18 protein-coding genes are annotated in these 17751 nt (G+C 62.7%); 9 read left to right on the top strand and 9 right to left on the bottom strand.

Going from position 1 to position 17751, the window contains the following annotated elements; genetic code table 11:
* Positions 1-77: 77 nt before the first annotated feature.
* A complete protein-coding gene (locus tag ACLBXN_RS18650; protein WP_211459123.1) occupies positions 78-926 on the bottom strand; it encodes a fumarylacetoacetate hydrolase family protein in 849 nt (282 codons plus the stop codon).
* 131 nt (positions 927-1057) lie between these two features.
* The gene (locus ACLBXN_RS18645) at positions 1058-1789 is read right to left on the bottom strand and encodes a maleate cis-trans isomerase family protein (RefSeq protein ID WP_447613114.1); all 732 of its coding nucleotides are present in this window, start codon (positions 1787-1789) and stop codon (positions 1058-1060) included.
* A gap of 273 nt (positions 1790-2062) precedes the next feature.
* On the opposite strand from ACLBXN_RS18645, the gene ACLBXN_RS18640 reads away from it, so the two are divergent.
* The 6 genes from ACLBXN_RS18640 (at position 2063) to ACLBXN_RS18615 (ending at position 7855) form a co-directional block, all read left to right on the top strand.
* Positions 2063-3367, top strand: a complete 1305-nt coding sequence (locus ACLBXN_RS18640) for an MFS transporter (protein ID WP_447613113.1) — start codon at positions 2063-2065, stop codon at positions 3365-3367.
* Between the two features lie 158 nt (positions 3368-3525).
* Entirely contained in the window at positions 3526-4959 is a 1434-nt protein-coding gene (hydA, locus tag ACLBXN_RS18635; RefSeq protein ID WP_447613112.1) for a dihydropyrimidinase, read from the top strand.
* A gap of 15 nt (positions 4960-4974) precedes the next feature.
* Entirely contained in the window at positions 4975-5721 is a 747-nt protein-coding gene (locus ACLBXN_RS18630) for an aspartate/glutamate racemase family protein (protein WP_447613111.1), read from the top strand.
* Positions 5722-5866: 145 nt separating this feature from the next.
* Positions 5867-6514, top strand: a complete 648-nt coding sequence (locus ACLBXN_RS18625; RefSeq protein ID WP_003053771.1) for a GntR family transcriptional regulator — start codon at positions 5867-5869, stop codon at positions 6512-6514.
* Between the two features lie 157 nt (positions 6515-6671).
* Complete coding sequence (locus ACLBXN_RS18620; RefSeq protein ID WP_211459130.1) at positions 6672-7259, top strand: chromate transporter; 588 nt, start codon at positions 6672-6674, stop codon at positions 7257-7259.
* On the top strand, positions 7256-7855 hold the full coding sequence (locus ACLBXN_RS18615) for a chromate transporter (RefSeq protein WP_019042193.1): 600 nt from the start codon (positions 7256-7258) through the stop codon (positions 7853-7855). The genes ACLBXN_RS18620 and ACLBXN_RS18615 overlap by 4 nt, the downstream gene beginning before the upstream one ends.
* A 9-nt stretch (positions 7856-7864) precedes the next feature.
* Here ACLBXN_RS18615 and ACLBXN_RS18610 read toward each other — a convergent pair whose 3' ends face one another.
* The gene (locus tag ACLBXN_RS18610) at positions 7865-8665 is read right to left on the bottom strand and encodes an SIR2 family NAD-dependent protein deacylase (protein ID WP_447613110.1); all 801 of its coding nucleotides are present in this window, start codon (positions 8663-8665) and stop codon (positions 7865-7867) included.
* A gap of 91 nt (positions 8666-8756) precedes the next feature.
* On the opposite strand from ACLBXN_RS18610, the gene ACLBXN_RS18605 reads away from it, so the two are divergent.
* On the top strand, positions 8757-10697 hold the full coding sequence (locus ACLBXN_RS18605) for an ATP-binding protein (RefSeq protein WP_447613109.1): 1941 nt from the start codon (positions 8757-8759) through the stop codon (positions 10695-10697).
* Positions 10698-10781: 84 nt separating this feature from the next.
* Here ACLBXN_RS18605 and rlmB read toward each other — a convergent pair whose 3' ends face one another.
* Entirely contained in the window at positions 10782-11552 is a 771-nt protein-coding gene (gene rlmB / locus ACLBXN_RS18600; protein ID WP_447613108.1) for a 23S rRNA (guanosine(2251)-2'-O)-methyltransferase RlmB, read from the bottom strand.
* Between the two features lie 307 nt (positions 11553-11859).
* On the opposite strand from rlmB, the gene sstT reads away from it, so the two are divergent.
* Positions 11860-13092 (top strand): serine/threonine transporter SstT, encoded by a 1233-nt coding sequence (sstT, locus tag ACLBXN_RS18595; RefSeq protein WP_407713480.1) that lies wholly within the window; start codon positions 11860-11862, stop codon positions 13090-13092.
* 99 nt (positions 13093-13191) lie between these two features.
* Here the strand turns inward: sstT and ACLBXN_RS18590 are convergent, their stop codons facing one another.
* Positions 13192-13872 carry an ABC transporter ATP-binding protein gene (locus ACLBXN_RS18590; protein ID WP_029158317.1) on the bottom strand — a complete coding sequence of 227 codons (681 nt, stop codon included), beginning with the start codon at positions 13870-13872 and terminating at the stop codon, positions 13192-13194.
* Between ACLBXN_RS18590 and ACLBXN_RS18585 the strand changes: the two genes are divergently transcribed.
* Complete coding sequence (locus ACLBXN_RS18585; RefSeq protein ID WP_447613107.1) at positions 13871-14569, top strand: arylesterase; 699 nt, start codon at positions 13871-13873, stop codon at positions 14567-14569. The genes ACLBXN_RS18590 and ACLBXN_RS18585 overlap by 2 nt on opposite strands.
* Positions 14570-14586: 17 nt before the next feature.
* Here ACLBXN_RS18585 and ACLBXN_RS18580 read toward each other — a convergent pair whose 3' ends face one another.
* The 4 genes from ACLBXN_RS18580 to ACLBXN_RS18565 form a co-directional block, all read right to left on the bottom strand.
* Entirely contained in the window at positions 14587-14808 is a 222-nt protein-coding gene (locus ACLBXN_RS18580; RefSeq protein ID WP_447613106.1) for a hypothetical protein, read from the bottom strand.
* 20 nt (positions 14809-14828) lie between these two features.
* Positions 14829-15626, bottom strand: coding sequence for a DUF2189 domain-containing protein (locus ACLBXN_RS18575; RefSeq protein ID WP_407713482.1), 798 nt, complete (start codon positions 15624-15626; stop codon positions 14829-14831).
* Between the two features lie 223 nt (positions 15627-15849).
* The gene (locus tag ACLBXN_RS18570; protein ID WP_447613105.1) at positions 15850-17073 is read right to left on the bottom strand and encodes a PLP-dependent transferase; all 1224 of its coding nucleotides are present in this window, start codon (positions 17071-17073) and stop codon (positions 15850-15852) included.
* Between the two features lie 84 nt (positions 17074-17157).
* Positions 17158-17664 (bottom strand): BON domain-containing protein, encoded by a 507-nt coding sequence (locus ACLBXN_RS18565; protein WP_003053758.1) that lies wholly within the window; start codon positions 17662-17664, stop codon positions 17158-17160.
* Positions 17665-17751: the final 87 nt, after the last annotated feature.

Here is a 17751-nt window from a genome sequence, read left to right as displayed (position 1 = left end):
CCGAAGAAAGGCGCATGTCTTCCGATCCGGCGTCTCCCGGAATGCTCTGAAAGCCAGCTCTCCAGGAGGAATGCAGCTCAGTTCACGGCCACGCAGACCTGACGCTGCTCGCCCAGCCCGTCGGCACCCAGCCGCACCACGTCGCCGGGCTTGAGAAAGACGGGCTGCGGCTTTTGCCCCAGACCCACGCCTGCAGGCGTTCCGGTAAGAATCACATCGCCTGCCTCCAGGGTCATGAACTGGCTGATGTAGCTGATGACCCTGGGCACGCCAAAGATGAAATTGCGGGTGTTGCCGCTTTGCATGCGCTGGCCGTTCACTTCCAGCCACAGCGCAATGCAGTGCGGATCGGCCACCTCGTCGGCCGTCAGCAGCCAGGGCCCCAGCGGGGCAAAACTGTCATGGCTTTTGCCCTTGTCCCAGGTGCCGCCGCGCTCCATCTGCCAGGCACGCTCGGACACATCGTTGCCCAGCACATAGCCTGCCACATGCCCCAGCGCAGCCTGCTCGCTCACCCGCGTGGCGCGGCTGCCGATGACCACACCCAGCTCCACCTCCCAGTCCACCTTGGTCGCCGCCGGAACGATCTGTATGGCGTCGTTGGGCCCGCTGATGGCCGTGACCGCCTTCATGAACAGCACCGGCTCGGCCGGTGGCGCAGCCCCTGCCTCTGCCGCATGGTCCGCATAATTCAAGCCCACGCAGACGATCTTGCCTACCTGCGCCACCGGGCAGCCCAGTCGGGGGGCTCCTGACACTGCCGGCAGCTCCTCGGTTTGCCGGCCGCGCCATTGCGCCAGCTTTTCAGGTTGCAGCTCGGTGCCGCGCCAGTCGGCCACCCAGCTCGAGGCATCGCGCAACACCCCTTGCGCATCCAGCAGGCCGGGCTTTTCCTCGCCGACAGCTCCAAATCGAACCAGTTTCATAGTCTCTCCATTCCTCGGACATCACTTTCGGGCGCCAGGCACAGGCCCAGGCACTCCATCACCAGGCGCCCTCATCCTCGACTCGTCTTTCACCACCGCCTGCCGGCGGCCCATGCTTGAGCCACCGGCTGTCACGCCACTTCAAACAAGCGTCCCCATCCCTTGATATCTGCCGGATTGCGTCCTGCCGCACGCAGCATCCCCCACACCGTGGTGCTGACAGTATCGAGCAGCGGCACATTCCAGCGCCGCTCCACCTGATCCGCCAGCTGCGCTGCATGCAGATTCGTGCAGTAAGTCACCACCGCATCGGGGGCGCCCTCCTCGATCACCTCTTCGATCAGCCCCAGCAGTTGCTCAGGCTCCACGAGCGCAAAACGGTGATTGACTGAAATGTTCAGATGCCGGTGAGCCGTGGTCTCCACGCCGGCTGCGCGGTAATTGTTGACGATACATTGCTGCACATCCGCGGTATAGGGACTCACGATGGCCAGCTTCTTGACGGAAAGCTTTTGCATCAGCTCATTGAGCGCCAGGATGGCCGTCGTCGCCTTGATGCCCGTGCGCTGCTCGATGCGCTCGCATAGCTGCCGATCGCAGTCAAAGCCTCGCCAGCCTGCGGCGGTACCACTCCAGCCGATCACATCCACTTTGGCATCCGCCAACAGCTCTGCGGCCGCAAGAATCCTGCTGTCATCAAACTGATTGAGCGCGGCCTGAGCCAACGAAATCTCCGTCACCGTGAAGCGCGAAAAATGTGCCGAGCATCGACCCGCGCTGGCGGCAAGCGCACTGGTCAGAGGCTCCAGCGCCGTATTCGAGGAAGGCGTCAGCACGCCCAGGCATGTCTTGGTTGCAGTCATCTCTTGTGTTTCTCCGTGAAAGGTCGACCGTCTCGGCGGCCGGATCACATTGTTCTCAGTTCACCACAAAGCGTCAACAATACTGTCAACAACAATAAAAGCATCACTTCTTAAATTCGCCAGAAAATACATCCCACTTCGTCTGCTGCACTGTAGAAATTCTGATATCTCATCGCCAATTTGGTCGAATAGGTGTTTTCTATATTGTTTACAACATTGTCGACATTTAAATTTTCACCACATCAACCAACCCTGGATGGAGTGACCCCGAAGATGCATATCCCGACCACAGCCGCAGCGGAGCACACGCAAGCTCCGACCAAAGTCCGATGGAAGATCTTCCTGATGATGTTGTTCCTCATCTCGATCAACTACATCGACCGAGCTTCGCTATCGGTGGCCATGCCGATGATTGCCAAGGAATTCGATCTGAGTCCTGCCATGCAGGGTTTGCTGCTGAGTTCGTTTTTCTGGACCTATGCCTTCATGCAGATCCCGGGAGGCATGCTTGCCGACAAATATGGCCCGCGCTCCGTCATCGCCGGCGCCACCCTGGGCTGGGGTCTGTTTCAAACCATCGCCGCCTTCACCACGGGCTGGTTCTCTCTGCTGCTGACACGCCTGGGGCTGGGAGCCGCCGAAGCCCCCATCTACCCGGCCGGAGGCAAGCTCAACGGCATCTGGATGTCCCAGAACGAGCGCGGTCGCGGCGCCACGCTGCTTGACGGTGGCGCACCGCTGGGGGCCGCCCTGGGAGCCATCATCATTGCGAGCCTGATCGCCTTCTTCGGCTCCTGGCGCATCTCCTTCGTGGTCGCCGGCGTCGGCACGATGATCGCAGGCTACTTTGCCTGGTCCTATATCCGCAATCACCCTCGCGAGCATTCCGGTGTGAACGAGGCCGAAGCCCGTCACATCGAAGCAGCACATGCCGAAGATGCCAGGGCCGACGCCGGAACCAGCAAGGGCAAGCTGCTGGACTTCTTCAAGTACCGCTCGGTGTGGGGCATGTTCTTTGGCTGGATGTGCTTCAACGCGCTCTTTTACGGCCTGCTGACCTGGATGCCCACCTACCTGTCCAAGGTGCACGGCATGGACATCAAAGCCATGGGTGGCGCACTTTTCGCCATGTTCTTTTCCGGCTTCGTGGGAGAAATGATCGGCGGCTGGATCGCCGACAAATGGCGCGAGAAAGGTGGCAACCAGGCCACCGTGCTGCGCACCCTGTTCGGCATTGCATCCATCATCGCCACCATCGCCATCTATGGCGTCTCGCAGATCACCGACCCTGTCACGGTCGTCATCCTGCTGTCGATCACCTTGTTCTTCCTGCGCTGGTGCGGCCTGTTCTGGTGCATCCCCTCTCTGATCGGCACCCGCAATCGCGTCGGCTTTCTGGGCGGCGTCATGAACCTTGGCGGCAATTGCGCCGGCATTGGCGTGCCCATCATCGTGGGGCTGATCGTGCAGGCAACAGGTTCCTACTTCATGGCGCTGATGATGTTCACCGGCGCAGGCCTGGGCTTGTTCATCTGCTCGGCCCTGCTGATCGACTACAGCAAGAAAGTACCTGTATAGACCTCGGACCCGAAGACGGCAGGAGCCGCACGCTCCTGCCCGCCCGGCACCAGCCTCCCCCTCGCTGGAAGCGATGACATCTCGTCGCTCTGGAACCTCGCCACAGTCATGCCAGCTGCAACTGGCCTCTCACACTTACCGTAAAACCGATCCCGAACATGAACCCCTGCGAATTCGATATCGTGGTGCGCAATGCACAAGTCGCGACTGCCAGCGACATCTTTGAAGCCGACATCGGCATACGCAACGGCAAGATCGCCCAACTGGGCAAGCAGCTGCCCGCCGGCACTCACGAATACGACGCTCAAGGCCGGGTCGTCACACCGGGCGGCATCGACGCCCACTGCCACCTGGATCAGCCCATGGAGCCGCCAGTGCGCATGGCAGACGATTTCGAAAGCGGCACGCGTGCGGCAGCCTGCGGCGGCACCACCACGATCATTCCCTTCGCCGCCCAGGCCAAAGGCCAGTCCTTGCGCGCTGCCGTGGCCGATTACCATCGCCGCGCAGAAGGCAAGGCCTATGTGGACTATGGTTTCCACATGATCGTCAGCGACCCCACGCCCGAAGTACTGGAAAACGAGTTGCCCGCGCTGATTCGGGAAGGCTATACCTCCTTCAAGATCTACATGACCTATGACGATCTGAAGCTCGATGACGGTCAGATTCTCGATGTCCTGGACGTGGCCCGCAAATACGATGCCACGGCCATGATCCATGCCGAGAATGCCGACTGCATCCAATGGCTGACCAAGCGCCTGGAAGCCAGCGGCCGCACCGCCCCTCGCTATCACGCAGTCTCTCGCCCCATGCTGGTGGAGCGCGAGGCCACGCACCGCGCCATCGCGCTGTCGGAGCTTGCCGATGTGCCCATCCTCATCGTCCATGTCTCGGGCCGCGAGGCTGTCGAGCAGATCCGCTGGGCGCGCTCCCACGGCATGAACATCATGGCCGAGACCTGCCCTCAATACCTGTTCCTGAGCGCAGAAGACCTGGGCCTGGACGACAGCTACCAAGGCGCAAAGTGCGTCTGCAGCCCGCCGCCACGCGACAAGGCCAACCAGGAGGTCATCTGGAACGGTCTCAACGACGGGCTCTTCACCGTGTTCTCATCCGACCATGCGCCATTCAACTACGACGCCCCGGAAGGCAAAAAGCCGGGTGGCCAGGAAGTGTCCTTCAGCCATATTCCAAACGGCATCCCGGGCATCGAGACCCGCTTGTCCCTGCTCTACACCCATGGCGTGCTGGCGGGACGCATGACGCTCAACCGCTTCGTGGAGCTGACCTCCACCAACCCGGCCAAGGTCTATGGACTGCATCCGCGCAAGGGCAGCATCGCCATAGGTGCCGATGCCGACCTGATCGTCTGGCAGGAGGGCGAGCGAACCATTCGCAACCGCGACCTGCATCACAACGTGGACCATACTCCTTACGAAGGCCAGTTGATCAAGGCCTGGCCCTGCCTGACCCTGTCGGGCGGCCAGATCGTCTGGGACGGAGAGAGATTCCAGGCTCGCGCCGGCCAGGGACGATTCCTGCAGCGTGGTGCCCCGACCTTGCTGCCCAAGCGACCCGCACCCCGCTTCTGAGCTGGAGCACACACCATGAAACTGCTGATCATCAATCCCAATATCTCCGAGAGCGTCACTTGCTTGATAGAGAAAGAAGCCAGGCTGGCCGCTGCTCCGGGGACGGAAATCACCATGCTGACCGCCCCCATGGGCGTGGCCTATATCGAGACGCGCTTCGAGGCCATGATTGCAGCCTATGCCGTGGCCGAGCTGGCAGCCACCCATGCGGCGCGGCATGACGCCGTCATCCTGGCGGCCTTTGGCGACCCCGGTCTCGAAGGCCTGCGCGAGGCCCTGGACATTCCCGTGCTGGGCATGACGGAGTCCGCGCTCATGAGCGCATGCATGCTGGGCAAGCGCTTTTCCATCATTGCCATCTCCAGGCGCATTGCCGCCTGGTACCGAGACATGGTCGAGCGCAACGGACTCATAGACCGGCTGGCCAGCATTCGCTGTCTGGACGAGCCTCTGCGAGACATTGCCAGCGTACAGGACGATCATGGAGCACGCCTGCAAGCCTTGTGCGAAGCAGCGGTCAGCGAAGACGGCGCCGATGTACTGATCATTGCCGGTGCGCCGCTGGCCGGCCTGGCACGCTCCATCAAGCAGCGCTTGCCGGTGCCAGCCGTCGATGGCGTCTCCAGCGCCGTCAACCACGCGCAAAGCCTGGTCTCGCTGGCACCCGCAGCGGCACGCGCCGGCAGCTTTGCCAAGCCGCCACGCAAGGAGTTCAGGAATCTTCCCCCGGGACTCACCCAGCTCCTGAGCCAGCTACCCTGAACACGCGGCTGCGGGATAACCTTCATCGAGATGATGCAAGCCAGCATGCTGTCTGACACTAGAATTCAGCAGCATGTCGACAAAAAGCACTACAAAAGTGAACAATCGAAGCAATACATCTCGATCCGAAATTACCGTGGATGAAATGGCCGCCCGCATTGCCACAGCCATCCATGAGCATCGGCTGCTGCCGGGAACCAAACTCGGCGAAGACCGGCTGGCCAATATCTTCAACACCAGCCGGGCTCGCGTACGCGAGGTGCTGGCCCGCATGGCTCGCGACCAGATGGTGGAGCTGTTCCCGCAGCGCGGAGCCTTTGTCGCCAAGCCCAGCATCGAACAGGCACTGGACGTCTTCGAAGCACGCCGGCTGATAGAGCCGGGCATTGTGCGCCGCCTCGTCCTGCACATGGACAATGGCAAGATCCGTCGTCTGCAGGCCCATCTGAAGCAGGAGCGCGATGCTCGCGCCAACTCCGACAAGCGAGCCACGGTGCGCCTGTCCGGCGAGTTCCATGTGCTGCTGGCGGAGCTGGCCGGCAACTCCGCGCTGCTGCGCAGCATGCGTGAACTGTCCACACTGACCTGCCTGACGATCTCGCTGTATGAATCGGCAGTCAACACCTGCTGCCTGGTGGACGAGCACGAAGCCGTGGTCGATGCCATCGTCGCGGGCAATGGCGAGCTGGCAGAACAGCTGATGCTCAGCCATCTGGATCACATACAGGGCAGCCTGCGCCTGGAGGCCGATGCCGACGACGCAGATCTGGAACAGATACTGGGCGACCTCTGATCACAGCCGGCGTCGCGATCCGGCAACGGGAGCCATCGCAGTGATCGATACGCCCTTCTCGACTGGAGATGGCTGGCAGCTATCCGGGCAGAGGCGCCCGCATTAGCATCCACGGCTGATCGCCATCACTTTCTCCAGAGGCCCCGAGGCCGTTTCAATGAGCGCACCCGCCCCACATTCCTTGCCGCAAGCCCAGCGGCCACGCCCAGCCCATCTGAGCGAACTATTCTGGTCGCTGACCTTTCTGGCCTTGCAGGGCTTTGGCGGCGTGCTGGCCGTGGTGCAGCGCGAACTGGTCGAAAAGCGCCAATGGCTGAGCAATGAGGAGTTCATGGAGGACTGGGCTGTGGCGCAGATCATGCCCGGCCCCAATGTGGTGAATCTTTCCATCATGCTGGGCGAGCGCTACTTCGGCTGGCGCGGTGCCCTCGTGGGGCTGTGCGGCATGCTGACCTTTCCCATGCTGGTGGTCATCAGCCTCACCCTGGTCTATACCCAGTTCGCGGCCAACCCGGCCGTGGCCGGCGCCCTGCGCGGCATGGGTGCCGTGGCGGCGGGACTGGTCGCAGGCATGGGTCTCAAGCTGGCCGGCACGCTGCGCAAACACCCGCTGGGCAAATGGTATTGCGCAGGGCTGGCCATTGCCGCCTTTGTGCTGGTCGCCGTGCTGCGCCTGCCGCTGTTCTGGGCCTTGCTGCTGGTGGGCGCGACCGGCTGCGTGCTGACCTACCGGAGGCTGGCATGAACACGCTGGTGATCGATCTGCAGACCGTGGACTGGCTGCATCTGCTTGTCTACTTCCTGACGCTGTCGCTGATGGCCGTGGGTGGAGCCATCACCGCCGCGCCCGATATGCACCGCTATCTGGTCGACGGCAACCACTGGCTGTCGGAAACCCAGTTCACAAGTTCCATCGCCATTGCCCAGGCAGCCCCCGGCCCCAACGTGCTGTTCATCGCCCTGCTGGGCTGGAACGTGGGACTGAATGCAGGTGGCGGCACCGGCCCTGCGGCCTGGGGTCTGGGTGCACTCGGTGTTGCCGTATGCATGGTGGGCATTCTGCTGCCCAGCTCGCTGCTGACCTGGCAGGCTTCGCGCTGGGGCCAGCGCAATCGCGACAAGCGCGGCGTGCGCGCCTTCAAGCAAGGCATGGCTCCGCTGGTGATCGGGCTGCTGCTGGCGACCGGCTGGCTGCTGGGCAGCGCCAGCGGCAGCCCTGGCAAGGACTGGAAACTATGGCTGCTGAGCCTTGCGTGCACCCTGCTGGTATGGCGCACCCGGATTCACCTGCTGTGGCTGCTGGCTGCCGGTGCGGCGCTGGGTGCGCTGGGCTGGGTCTAGAGGCAGGAGTCAGCAGAGCTGTCTCGGCTGCGAGCCATCCCCGGGACTTGCCAGCAGCAAGGGCAGCGCCTGCGCCGACGGCATGGCGATCATCTGATCGGCCACCGAGTCCAGCTCGCTGGCATGCGGGTTGACAATGACCACGCGGGCCCGGTTGCGCCTGGCGATCTTGGCCAGACCTGCGGCCGGGTAAACGGCGCCCGACGTGCCGATCACCAGCATCAGCTGACATTGCTCTGCCGCCTGCTCTGCCCTGGCCCAGGTCTGGCTGGGCAGCGATTCGCCGAACCAGACGACCGCAGGCCGCAGCAAATTGCCGCAGGCAGCACAATGCGGCGGCTCGCCAGGGACAGCATGTTCGAGATCGCATGACGCACAGCGGCGATTCAGCCAGCGATTCCTGCTCAGCTCGCCATGCAGACTCAGCACATCTTCGCTGCCCGCCTGCTGGTGCAGCCCATCCACGTTCTGCGTGATGAGCGTCATCTGGCCTGGACGCTGCCTTGCCCAGCGCGCCAGCGCCAGATGCCCCTCGTTGGGAGCGACCTTGGCAAGCAGGGATCGCCGGTGCTGGTACCAGCGCCAGACATGAGCCGGATCGCGGCGATACCCCGCCTCGCTGGCCATTTCCTCCGGCTTGAACCGGGACCAGTAAGCGCTTGCCGTGTCCCTGAAAGTGGGCACTCCCGATTCGGCACTGACGCCGGCCCCGGTAAGCACGGTCAGCCGCTGCGCCTCGCCCAGCCAGCGACGTACGCAGGCAATCGCACCCAGGGAGGCCGAAGAATTGTCAATAAGTGCTTGAACCAAGGCAATGACCCCAAAAATCAAGTTGCAACGTGGAATACTTGAATCACTGTGCAGAGCGTTTGCCCTGCCGGATATTGCACCACACCAGCACATGAACGAGTCGGGCCGATTGTTCGCACTTCAGCAAGCCATGATGCCTGCAGCATTGGCATGGGCTCTTGTCGATGCCAGAACGCTGGAACTTCGCTTTGCCAACCCCGCAATGCAGCGGCTTCTGCAAGCCGGCAGTCAATCCTCCACCACGCGGGGGCTGGCGATGTTCGAGTCGGCCCGGCGGGCTGTCGGCCAGTGCATGGAAACAGGCCGGGAAACCACGACCCACCTGCCCGGTCACGCCGGGCTCTGGCATTTCTCACCGATTCCCGATGATGAAACGATATTTTCGGTGCAGTGCTATGTATTGCAGGCGGAGACCGCATCGCCCGAGCCCGATGACGAACTCGGGCTGGGCCATGTCAACCGCTTCGAGGCCTTTCTGGATCACCTGCCCTATCAGATCTGGATGGCAACCCCCCATGGAGAAGTGACCTGGTTCAACCAGGCCCTGCAAGAGTATGCCTACCGGGAGGTACGCCCGCTGAGCCTGCGCGAAGGCATCTGGATCGACATCGTGCACCCCGACGATCTGGCCGCCGTCAACACCGGGCTGTCGCGTGCCCTGATCACCGAAAAGCCGACGGGATACCGGCTGCGCATCAAGCGCCATGACGGCCAGTTCCACTGGTTTTTTTCTTCGCTGTCTCCGGTCAAGAATGCGCAGGGCAGGATTCTCTACTGGGTCGGCGCCAATCTGGGCATAGACAGCATCCGGCAGTCCGAGAACCAGCTGCGCGACCAAATCACCACGCTGAGCCACCAGTTGAGGCTCAAACAGCAGGCTCTGGATCAGGCTGAAACCTACCTCGCCCAGGCCCAGAAAATGGGCATGGTGAACCAGCTGTCTGCCGGTGTCGCGCACGACATGAAGAACCTGCTTTTCATCACCGGCCTGCATGCCGGCATGCTGGAAAAGCAACTGGGCGAGCCCGAGCAGCTCGAGCATGTGGACGTGATCCTCAACACGATTCAGAAAGCGGGCAGCCTGGCATCGCATCTGACCGGCTTCAGCAGCCGCAAATCCATGCAGCTGGCCGCTGCCGACCCCCGTGCGCTGGTGCAGGATCTGGAGCCTCTGCTGAGCAAGGCCGTCGGCCAGAACGCCGAACTGCAGCTGCACATGGCATCCAGCATCTGGCCCATCAGCGTGGACAAGCTGTATTTCGAGAACTCGCTGATCAATCTCTGCATCAATGCGCGCGATGCCACCGAAGAACACGGCCAGATCACGCTGACCGCAGAGAACGTGCTGCTCAAACGTGCCGGCCATGCGGGCGACTATGTCATGGTCAGCGTGGCAGACAACGGCATGGGCATGAGCGAAGAAATCAAGGCCCGCATCTTCGACATGTTCTTCACCACCAAACCCGAGGGCAAGGGCGCGGGCCTGGGCCTGCCCATGGTCAAGAACTTCATGGACCATGTCCAGGGCCTGATCGAAGTCGAAAGCACCCAGGGCCTGGGCACCATCGTGAGCCTGTACTTCCCGCGTGCACAGCCTGCTGCTGCGCAGGTCCCGCAAGCGGCTACCCCGGCAGGCCGGCAGGAAACGATCTTGCTCATCGAGCCGGACCTGGCCGCGCGCAATGCCATGGCCCAGGTGCTGTACGGACTGGACTACCAGGTCGTGACCGCCTACCTGCCCGAAGTCGCGCTGCGCTATATCAACAGCGGCATGAAGGTGGACCTCATCATTGCCGCCGATGAGTTCCCGGCTCCTTTGAGCATCGCGAACATGCAGCAGGAGCTGGCCCGCAAGCAGATTCTCATTCCGCTCGTCCTCATGACCAGCAGCGAAGAGGCCGAACTGCCGCAGGCCCGGGAATGCCGCTATGTGGTGCTGAGCAAGCCCATGGATATTGGCGAGCTGGCACGCACCGTACAGCGCATGCTGCACCCGGGCTGCACGACCCCGGCCGATCTGCCGGCCGCCTGAGAACGGTTCGGCCGCCCACAAAAAAGGCGTCACCGCTCTCGCAGTCGCGCCTTGCTTTCGCTTTCAGCGGCCTGGCTAGCCTGCTCAGGCTTTGATCGCCACGGCTACTGCCAGACGCTGGCGCAATGCCTCATACAGGCACACACCACTGGCAACGGACACATTCAGGCTTTCCACCGCACCTTGCATGGGGATGCTGACCAGCGCGTCGCAGGTCTTGCGGGTCAGCTGGCGCATGCCATCGCCCTCGGCCCCGAGCACCAGCGCCGTCGGACCGGTCAGATCCATCTGGTAGAGATGCTTGTCGGCATCGCCGCTGGTGCCGATGATCCAGACGCCGCGCTCCTTGAGTTCCTTGAGCGTGCGCGCCAGATTGGTGACCATGAAGTAGGGCACGGTCTCGGCCGCACCGCTGGCCACCTTGGCCACGGTGGCGTTGATGCCGGCCGCATGGTCCTTGGGAGCGATCACGGCGTGCACGCCTGCACCATCGGCCACACGCAGGCAGGCGCCCAGATTGTGAGGATCGGTCACGCCGTCGAGCACCAGCAGCAGCGGTGCCTTCACGCCTTCATCTTCCAGGTCATCGAGCAGCTCGTCGAGCGTACGTGTGTCCTTGACCTCTTCCACACGTGCTGCCACACCCTGGTGACCGTGCGAGCCGACGAGCTTGGCAATGCGCAGGGCATCGGCCTCGATCAGACGCACCCCGGCCTCCTTGGCGCGCTCCAGAAACTGGCGCATGCGCGCATCGCGGCGCGAAGCCTCGAAATAGACTTCGATGATGGATTGAGGGGCGGTCTTCAGACGCACGCCGACGGCGTGAAAGCCGAAAAGAACTTTGGGGGACGACATGGGGCCGTATTATCCCGGCGTTTGTGGCAGACCTGGGACTCGCAGGGCCATGTCTGGGCTGGCAGCTGAGGTTTTTCATTGCCGCTACACTGCGCCCCCAACGGGCGGTCCCCCATTCATCAGGCAGAACCGACATGGCTTTTGCCGAGTGCAAGTCTTTACATGAAGCCGCGTAGCCGCCCAGAGCGACTGGCAGCAGGCTTGCCCTGCAGCTCCCCCTGCATTCGCGCACAGGATCTCTTCATGCCCGGCATGACGAGAGTGGCGCGTTTGCATCCCCTTCCAATCCCCCTAACGAATACCCTGCATGCTCAAAGCCTTGCTCGATTGGTTCAACCGCACCAGCCTGGTGCTGCAGATTGTGATTGCCCTGATTCTGGGCGGCCTGGTGGCCTGGCTGTTCCCGGCTGCCGCCCAGCCCGCATCCTTGCTGGGCAGCCTGTTCATTGCCGCCCTCAAGGCCGTGGCCCCGGTGCTGGTCCTGCTGCTGGTCATGGCGGCCATCAGCAGCCACCGTCCGGGCCAGGAAACGCAGATCAAGCCCGTGCTCTGGCTCTACGTCATCGGCACGCTGGCGGCGGCCTGCGTGGCCGTGGCAGCCAGCGCCATCTTCCCCTCGGTGATTCACTTTCGTGAAGCGCCCAAAGTCCAGAGCGTGCCCGGCGAGATCAGCCAGGTGCTGAGCACCGTGGTCCAGAGCCTGTTCGACAACCCCGTCAATGCCTTGCTGAATGCCAACTACATCGGCATTCTGGCCTGGGCCATCGCCCTGGGGATTGCGCTGCGCCACGCCAGCCCCGGCACCCGCACCATGGTGGAGGACTTCGGCCATGCCATCACCCGCGTGATTCAGGGCGTGATCCGCCTGGCCCCCTTCGGCATCTTCGGTCTGGTGGTCGCCACCTTCTCCTCGGGCGGGCTGGATGCACTCAAGGACTACGCCCATCTGCTGGCCGTACTGGTCGGCTGCATGGTGTTCGTGGCACTGGTGGTCAACCCCGCCATTGTCTGGACGCAGACTCGCCGCAACCCCTACCCGCTGGTGCTGACCTGCCTGCGCGAGAGTGCGGTAACCGCCTTCTTCACGCGCAGCTCCGGCGCCAACATTCCCGTCAACCTGGCCCTGGCCCAGAAGCTCAAGCTCGACGAGAACACCTACAGCATCTCCATTCCGCTGGGCGCCACCATCAATATGGCCGGCGCGGCCGTCACCATCAGCGTGCTGACGCTGGCCGCCGCCCATACGCTCCATATCCCGGTGGACATCCCGACGGCCATCCTGCTGTGCGTGGTCTCTGCGGTCTGCGCCTGCGGCGCATCGGGCGTTCCCGGCGGCTCGCTGCTGCTGATTCCGCTGGCCTGCAGCCTGTTCAACATTCCCAACGATGTGGCCATGCAGGTGGTTGGCGTGGGCTATGTCATCGGCGTGATTCAGGACTCTACCGAGACGGCTCTCAACTCCTCGACCGATGTGCTGTTCACCGCCGCCGCCTGCCGCGCCGCCGAACGCAAGGCCGGACTGGAAGTGGCACGCATCTGAGGCCTGCTTCTCGAAAGCGATTGATTTGACAGCTGCGAGCGCTTTTCCGATAAGCGCCAGATGAAAGAAGGCCTGTGATCACACAGGCCTTTTTGCTTCCTAGACCGCGCGGCCGGCCTCGATGGTGATGCTGCGCTCACATTGCGCCGCTATCTCGCGGTCATGCGTGACCAGGATCAGTGTCGTGCCGCGCTCGCGGTTGAGCGCAAACATCAGCTCCATGATGGTCTGGCCCGTGGCGAAGTCCAGGCTGCCCGTGGGCTCGTCGGCCAGCAGCACGGCTGGCTCCACCACAAAGGCACGCGCCAGCGCCACGCGCTGCTGCTCGCCGCCCGACATCAGCCTGGGATAGTGATTGAGGCGCTGACCCAGGCCCACGCGCTCCAGCATCTGCGCGGCGCGCGCCCTCGCATCGCGCTGCCCCGCCAGCTCCAGCGGCAGCATGACGTTCTCCAGCGCCGTGAGATTGCCCAGCAACTGAAAGCTCTGGAAGACAAAACCCATCTTCTGAGCCCGCACCGCCGCCCTGTCGTCCTCGCTGAGTGCAAACAAATCCTGGCCCAGCAGCCGGACCGTGCCGTGACTGGGGGTATCCAGGCCGGCCAGAATCGACAGCAAAGTGCTTTTACCCGAGCCCGAGGCACCCACAATGGCAACGGTTTCACCGGCCGTGAAACTCAGATTGATATCCCGCAAAATATCCAGCACGCCTGTGGAATCGCTCACCGATTTGGATAGTTGCTCAACGGCAATCAAAGGAATGGCAAGAGTTGTGGACATGAATCAATTGGATAGCAAAAACGTCAAGGATCGCAGCCCGCAGTTTGCACTGCAGCGTCGTCACTGTATCGCTGTTGCTCTGACGCTCGCCACTTCGGGGGCTTGCTGCATTGCAGCGGCGGCCGCACCCGGAGCTAAATCCGGCCCGGTGCTGGTGCTGGGCGATTCGCTGAGCGCCGAGTACGGACTGACGCGCGGCAAGGGCTGGGTTCAGTTGCTGCAGCTGCGCATTAATGATGAAAAAAACCCGCGCAAGGTGGTCAATGCCAGCATCAGCGGCGAGACCACGGCTGGCGGCAGAGCGCGCCTGGCGTCGCTGCTCAGGCAGCATGAACCCGGCATCGTGATTCTGGAGTTGGGCGGCAACGACGCATTGCGCGGCCTGGCGCTGCAGAGCACGCAGCAGAATCTGGAAGTCATGATCAAGGCCGCCAAGGAAGCCGGAGCCCAGGTGCTGCTGGTGGGGATGCAGGTGCCTCCCAACTATGGAGCAACCTACACCGAGCAGTTCGCCGGCATGTTCAAGAAGGTTGCCGATGCGCAAAAGCTGCCGCTGGTGCCGTTTCTGCTGTCGGGAATCGGCGATGCAGCGGATGCCGAGCAGTGGTTTCAGAGCGACCGCATTCACCCCAATGCCCAGGCCCAGCCCCAGATGCTGGCCAATGTCTGGCCCAAGCTCAGGCCGCTGCTGAAATAGGCGGTGCCCGCGCGGCCTCAGTCGCTGCCGCCGCCTCCCCCATCACCGCCGGAATCGCCGCTGTCCGTGCTGCAGGCACTCTCGCCGCTGCCCGAGCCACAAAAATAGCTGTCGTTGAAGACGTCGCTGCCGTCTTCACGGCTGCTCGCCGAAGTCCACGCCAGCTGCGAATCGGCGCTGCGCCCCGGCACGCCGGACTGAGGCGAGAAGACTTTTTTCAACCAGTTCCAGAACTCCATGGCATCCCCCTCATTGCGCCTCAGGCAGCGACCTCCTTGCTTTCGGCGCGGACGCTGGCTTTGTACGCATGCCAGCTGGCACAGCCCAGCAGCGGCCCGATGACGATCAGACCCACACTGTAGAACAGCAGCGAGGCCGCGATCAACACGGTGATGATCAGCCCCCACAGCAGCATCACGCCCATGTTGGCGCCCACCACACGCATGCTGGTGATACAGGCCGTCAACGCATCGGTATCCAGATCGAGAATCGTGGGCAGCGAAACCACCATGCTGGCAAACACCAGGGCCGCAAATATCCCGCCAACGGCGCTGTAGCCCAGCAGGAACTCCCAGTTCTCGGGGCGCAGAAGGGTCTGCAGCAAGGTTGCCGTGCTGGGCATGCCGGTGTCGAACGAGATGGCAAACACCACCATGGCGGCGCGCCCCCAGAGCATCTCCAGCACCATCAGCACCATGACCAGCATGCCCATGCTGGCCAGGTGTCGGTCCCAGCAGGTCAGCGACTCCGACAGCAGCACGGGCTTGCCCTGCTCCAGCTGCTTGCTGACGTAGTACAGGCCCATGGCCATGAAGGGGCCGACCAGCAGACAACCGCTGGCCATGGACATCACATATTCGGGACTGGAGCGGAACACCCAGGCCAGCAGCCGCGCCATGCCCCAGAAGCACAGGCCGTAGAACAGCGCAATGACGGGTGCGCGCCGCACATCGCGCAAACCGAGCAGCAGCCACTGCCAGGGCTCGCTCCAGCGCAGCTGCAGAATCTGCAGATTGCCGGACTCGGCCTTGACTTCGGAAACAGGGGAAGCTTGCATGCGAGACCCTCCTTGTCGCCCGTGCCGCGCCTCGGTGGCGGCAGCTGACAGGAACAAGTTACCCGCTCAACCTTGAATCTGCATTGCGGAAAGCCCGCATGCCCAAGCATAGGTCTTCACTATAAAAACAAGAGCTTATAGCGTCTATCCATACTTAATTTCAATCAAAAAACACCTTGAAATCAATGATCAGGAGGCGCTATAAGCTCTCATCTCAATAGCATCAACCAAAAGCCTTGAACAGCGCCTGGGCCAGATCAGCCTGCAGATCGGTCGCATCTTCGAGGCCGATGGCAAAGCGCACCACGGTCCCCGCCTTGATATGCGGCGTGGCACGGCTGCGCATCTCGGGCAGCTCGTAGGGCACGACCAGACTCACCGGCCCGCCCCAGCTGTAGCCCAGCTTGAACAGACGCAGGCTGTCGCAGAAGCGATCCACGGCCGCCTGGTCGAAGCGTTCGTCGATGACCACGCTGAACAAACCGGCAGCCATGCCATCCTGGCCCTGGCCTTGTGCGCACAGCTGCTTCCAGTAAGCATGACCCGGGGCGTCAGGCATGGCGGGGTGCAAGACCTGCGCCACCGCACTGTGGGTGTCCAGCCACTGCGCCAGCTGGCGTGCCGAGCGATCCTGTGCGTGATAGCGCAGGCCGATGCTGGGCAGGCTGCGCAGCACGGCCTCGGCGTCGTTGCCGCTCACGCCCAGACCCAGGCGCATGTGCGCAAGCTTGATGCGCATATGCAGAGGCTGGTTGCGCGTGATGATGCTGCCCATCAGCACATCGCCGCCGCCGCTGGGGAACTTGGTCAGTGCATGGGCCGTGACATCGACGCCCAGGCTGCCGTCGCCCAGCAGGTCGAAGGGACGAAAAGCCAGACCCGCGCCCCAGGTGTTGTCCAGCACCATGGTCACGCCCCTGGCCCGGCACAGGCGCACCTGCTCGACGAGATTCGGGAACTCCATGGTCACCGAGCCCGGAGCTTCCAGCCAGACCAGCTTGGTGGCGGGCGTGATCTTGGCCGCAAGATCTTCGACACTCATGGGGTCGTAGTACTGGTGGCCGATGCCGAAATGGGCCAGTTCGCCTTCGGTCAGCGTCTTGTTGGGGCCGTAGACGTTATCGGGAACCAGCACCTCGTCGCCCGTCCTGAGCAGCGCCAGCGACACCGTGGCAATCGCGGCCAGGCCGCTGGGCACCAGCAGGCATTGCAGGCCACCCTCCAGCGAAGCCAGACGCTCTTCCAGCGCATAGGTCGTGGGCGTGCCATGCAGGCCGTAGGTGTAGCTGCTCTTGTCCAGCCAGCGGCGTTCGCGCATGGCCTGTACGTTCTCGAAGTACACGGTCGAAGCCTTGTGCACGGCCGGCTGCGGGCCTTCGAAGTCCGTGGGAGCCTTGTAGGGATGGTGAATCAGATGGGTGGAAAGCTTGTGGTCGGCTTGGGTCATGCCCTGATCTTAGTGCCATGCGAGCACAAAAAAGCCAGAGGGCTTGCGCGCTCTGGCTTCATGCGAGATGCAGGCCGAAAGGTATCAACCAGCCTTCACGGTCAGATTGTTGTTGACCGAGGTCACACCCTTGGCAGCCTTGGCGATATCGCCGGCCTGGGTCTTGACGGCTTCGCTGGGCACGGTGCCGGTCAGGGTCACTGCGCCGGCCTTGGTGTCCACATTGATCTGCAGCGCGCTGATTTCCGGGGCCTTGATCAGGTCGGTCTTGACGGCGGCGGTGATGCCTGCGTCATCCAGGGCAGCACCTGCCTTGGCAGCGCCCTCTTCCATCTTCTCGCCAGCCTTGTCCACAGCAGCGCCAGCAGCTTCACCAGCCTTGGCCAGCGCATCGGCAGCCGCATCGCCGGCCTTGGCCGTGCCTTCTTCAATCTTGGTGCCTGCATTTTCCGCAGCCTTCTCGGTCTGGGAAATGGCGGAATCGAGCTTCTGGCCAGCGGTCTTGTCCTCGGACTTGCCGCAGGCAGCCAAGCCAAAGGCCAAGGCGGTAATGGCCAGAACTTGAGCGGAACGCTTGAACATAGTGGTCATATCGATTTCTCCCTTAATGCTTGCAAAAACATGACTAGTAACTGTAACCAGCCCCCATTTTGGCCCGGATACGAACTTTTCCCGCAT

The sequence above is a fragment of the Comamonas sp. C24C genome (genome assembly GCF_053345995.1).
Note: the sequence above shows the minus strand (reverse complement) of the source record. Positions and strands in the feature narration are given on the sequence as shown.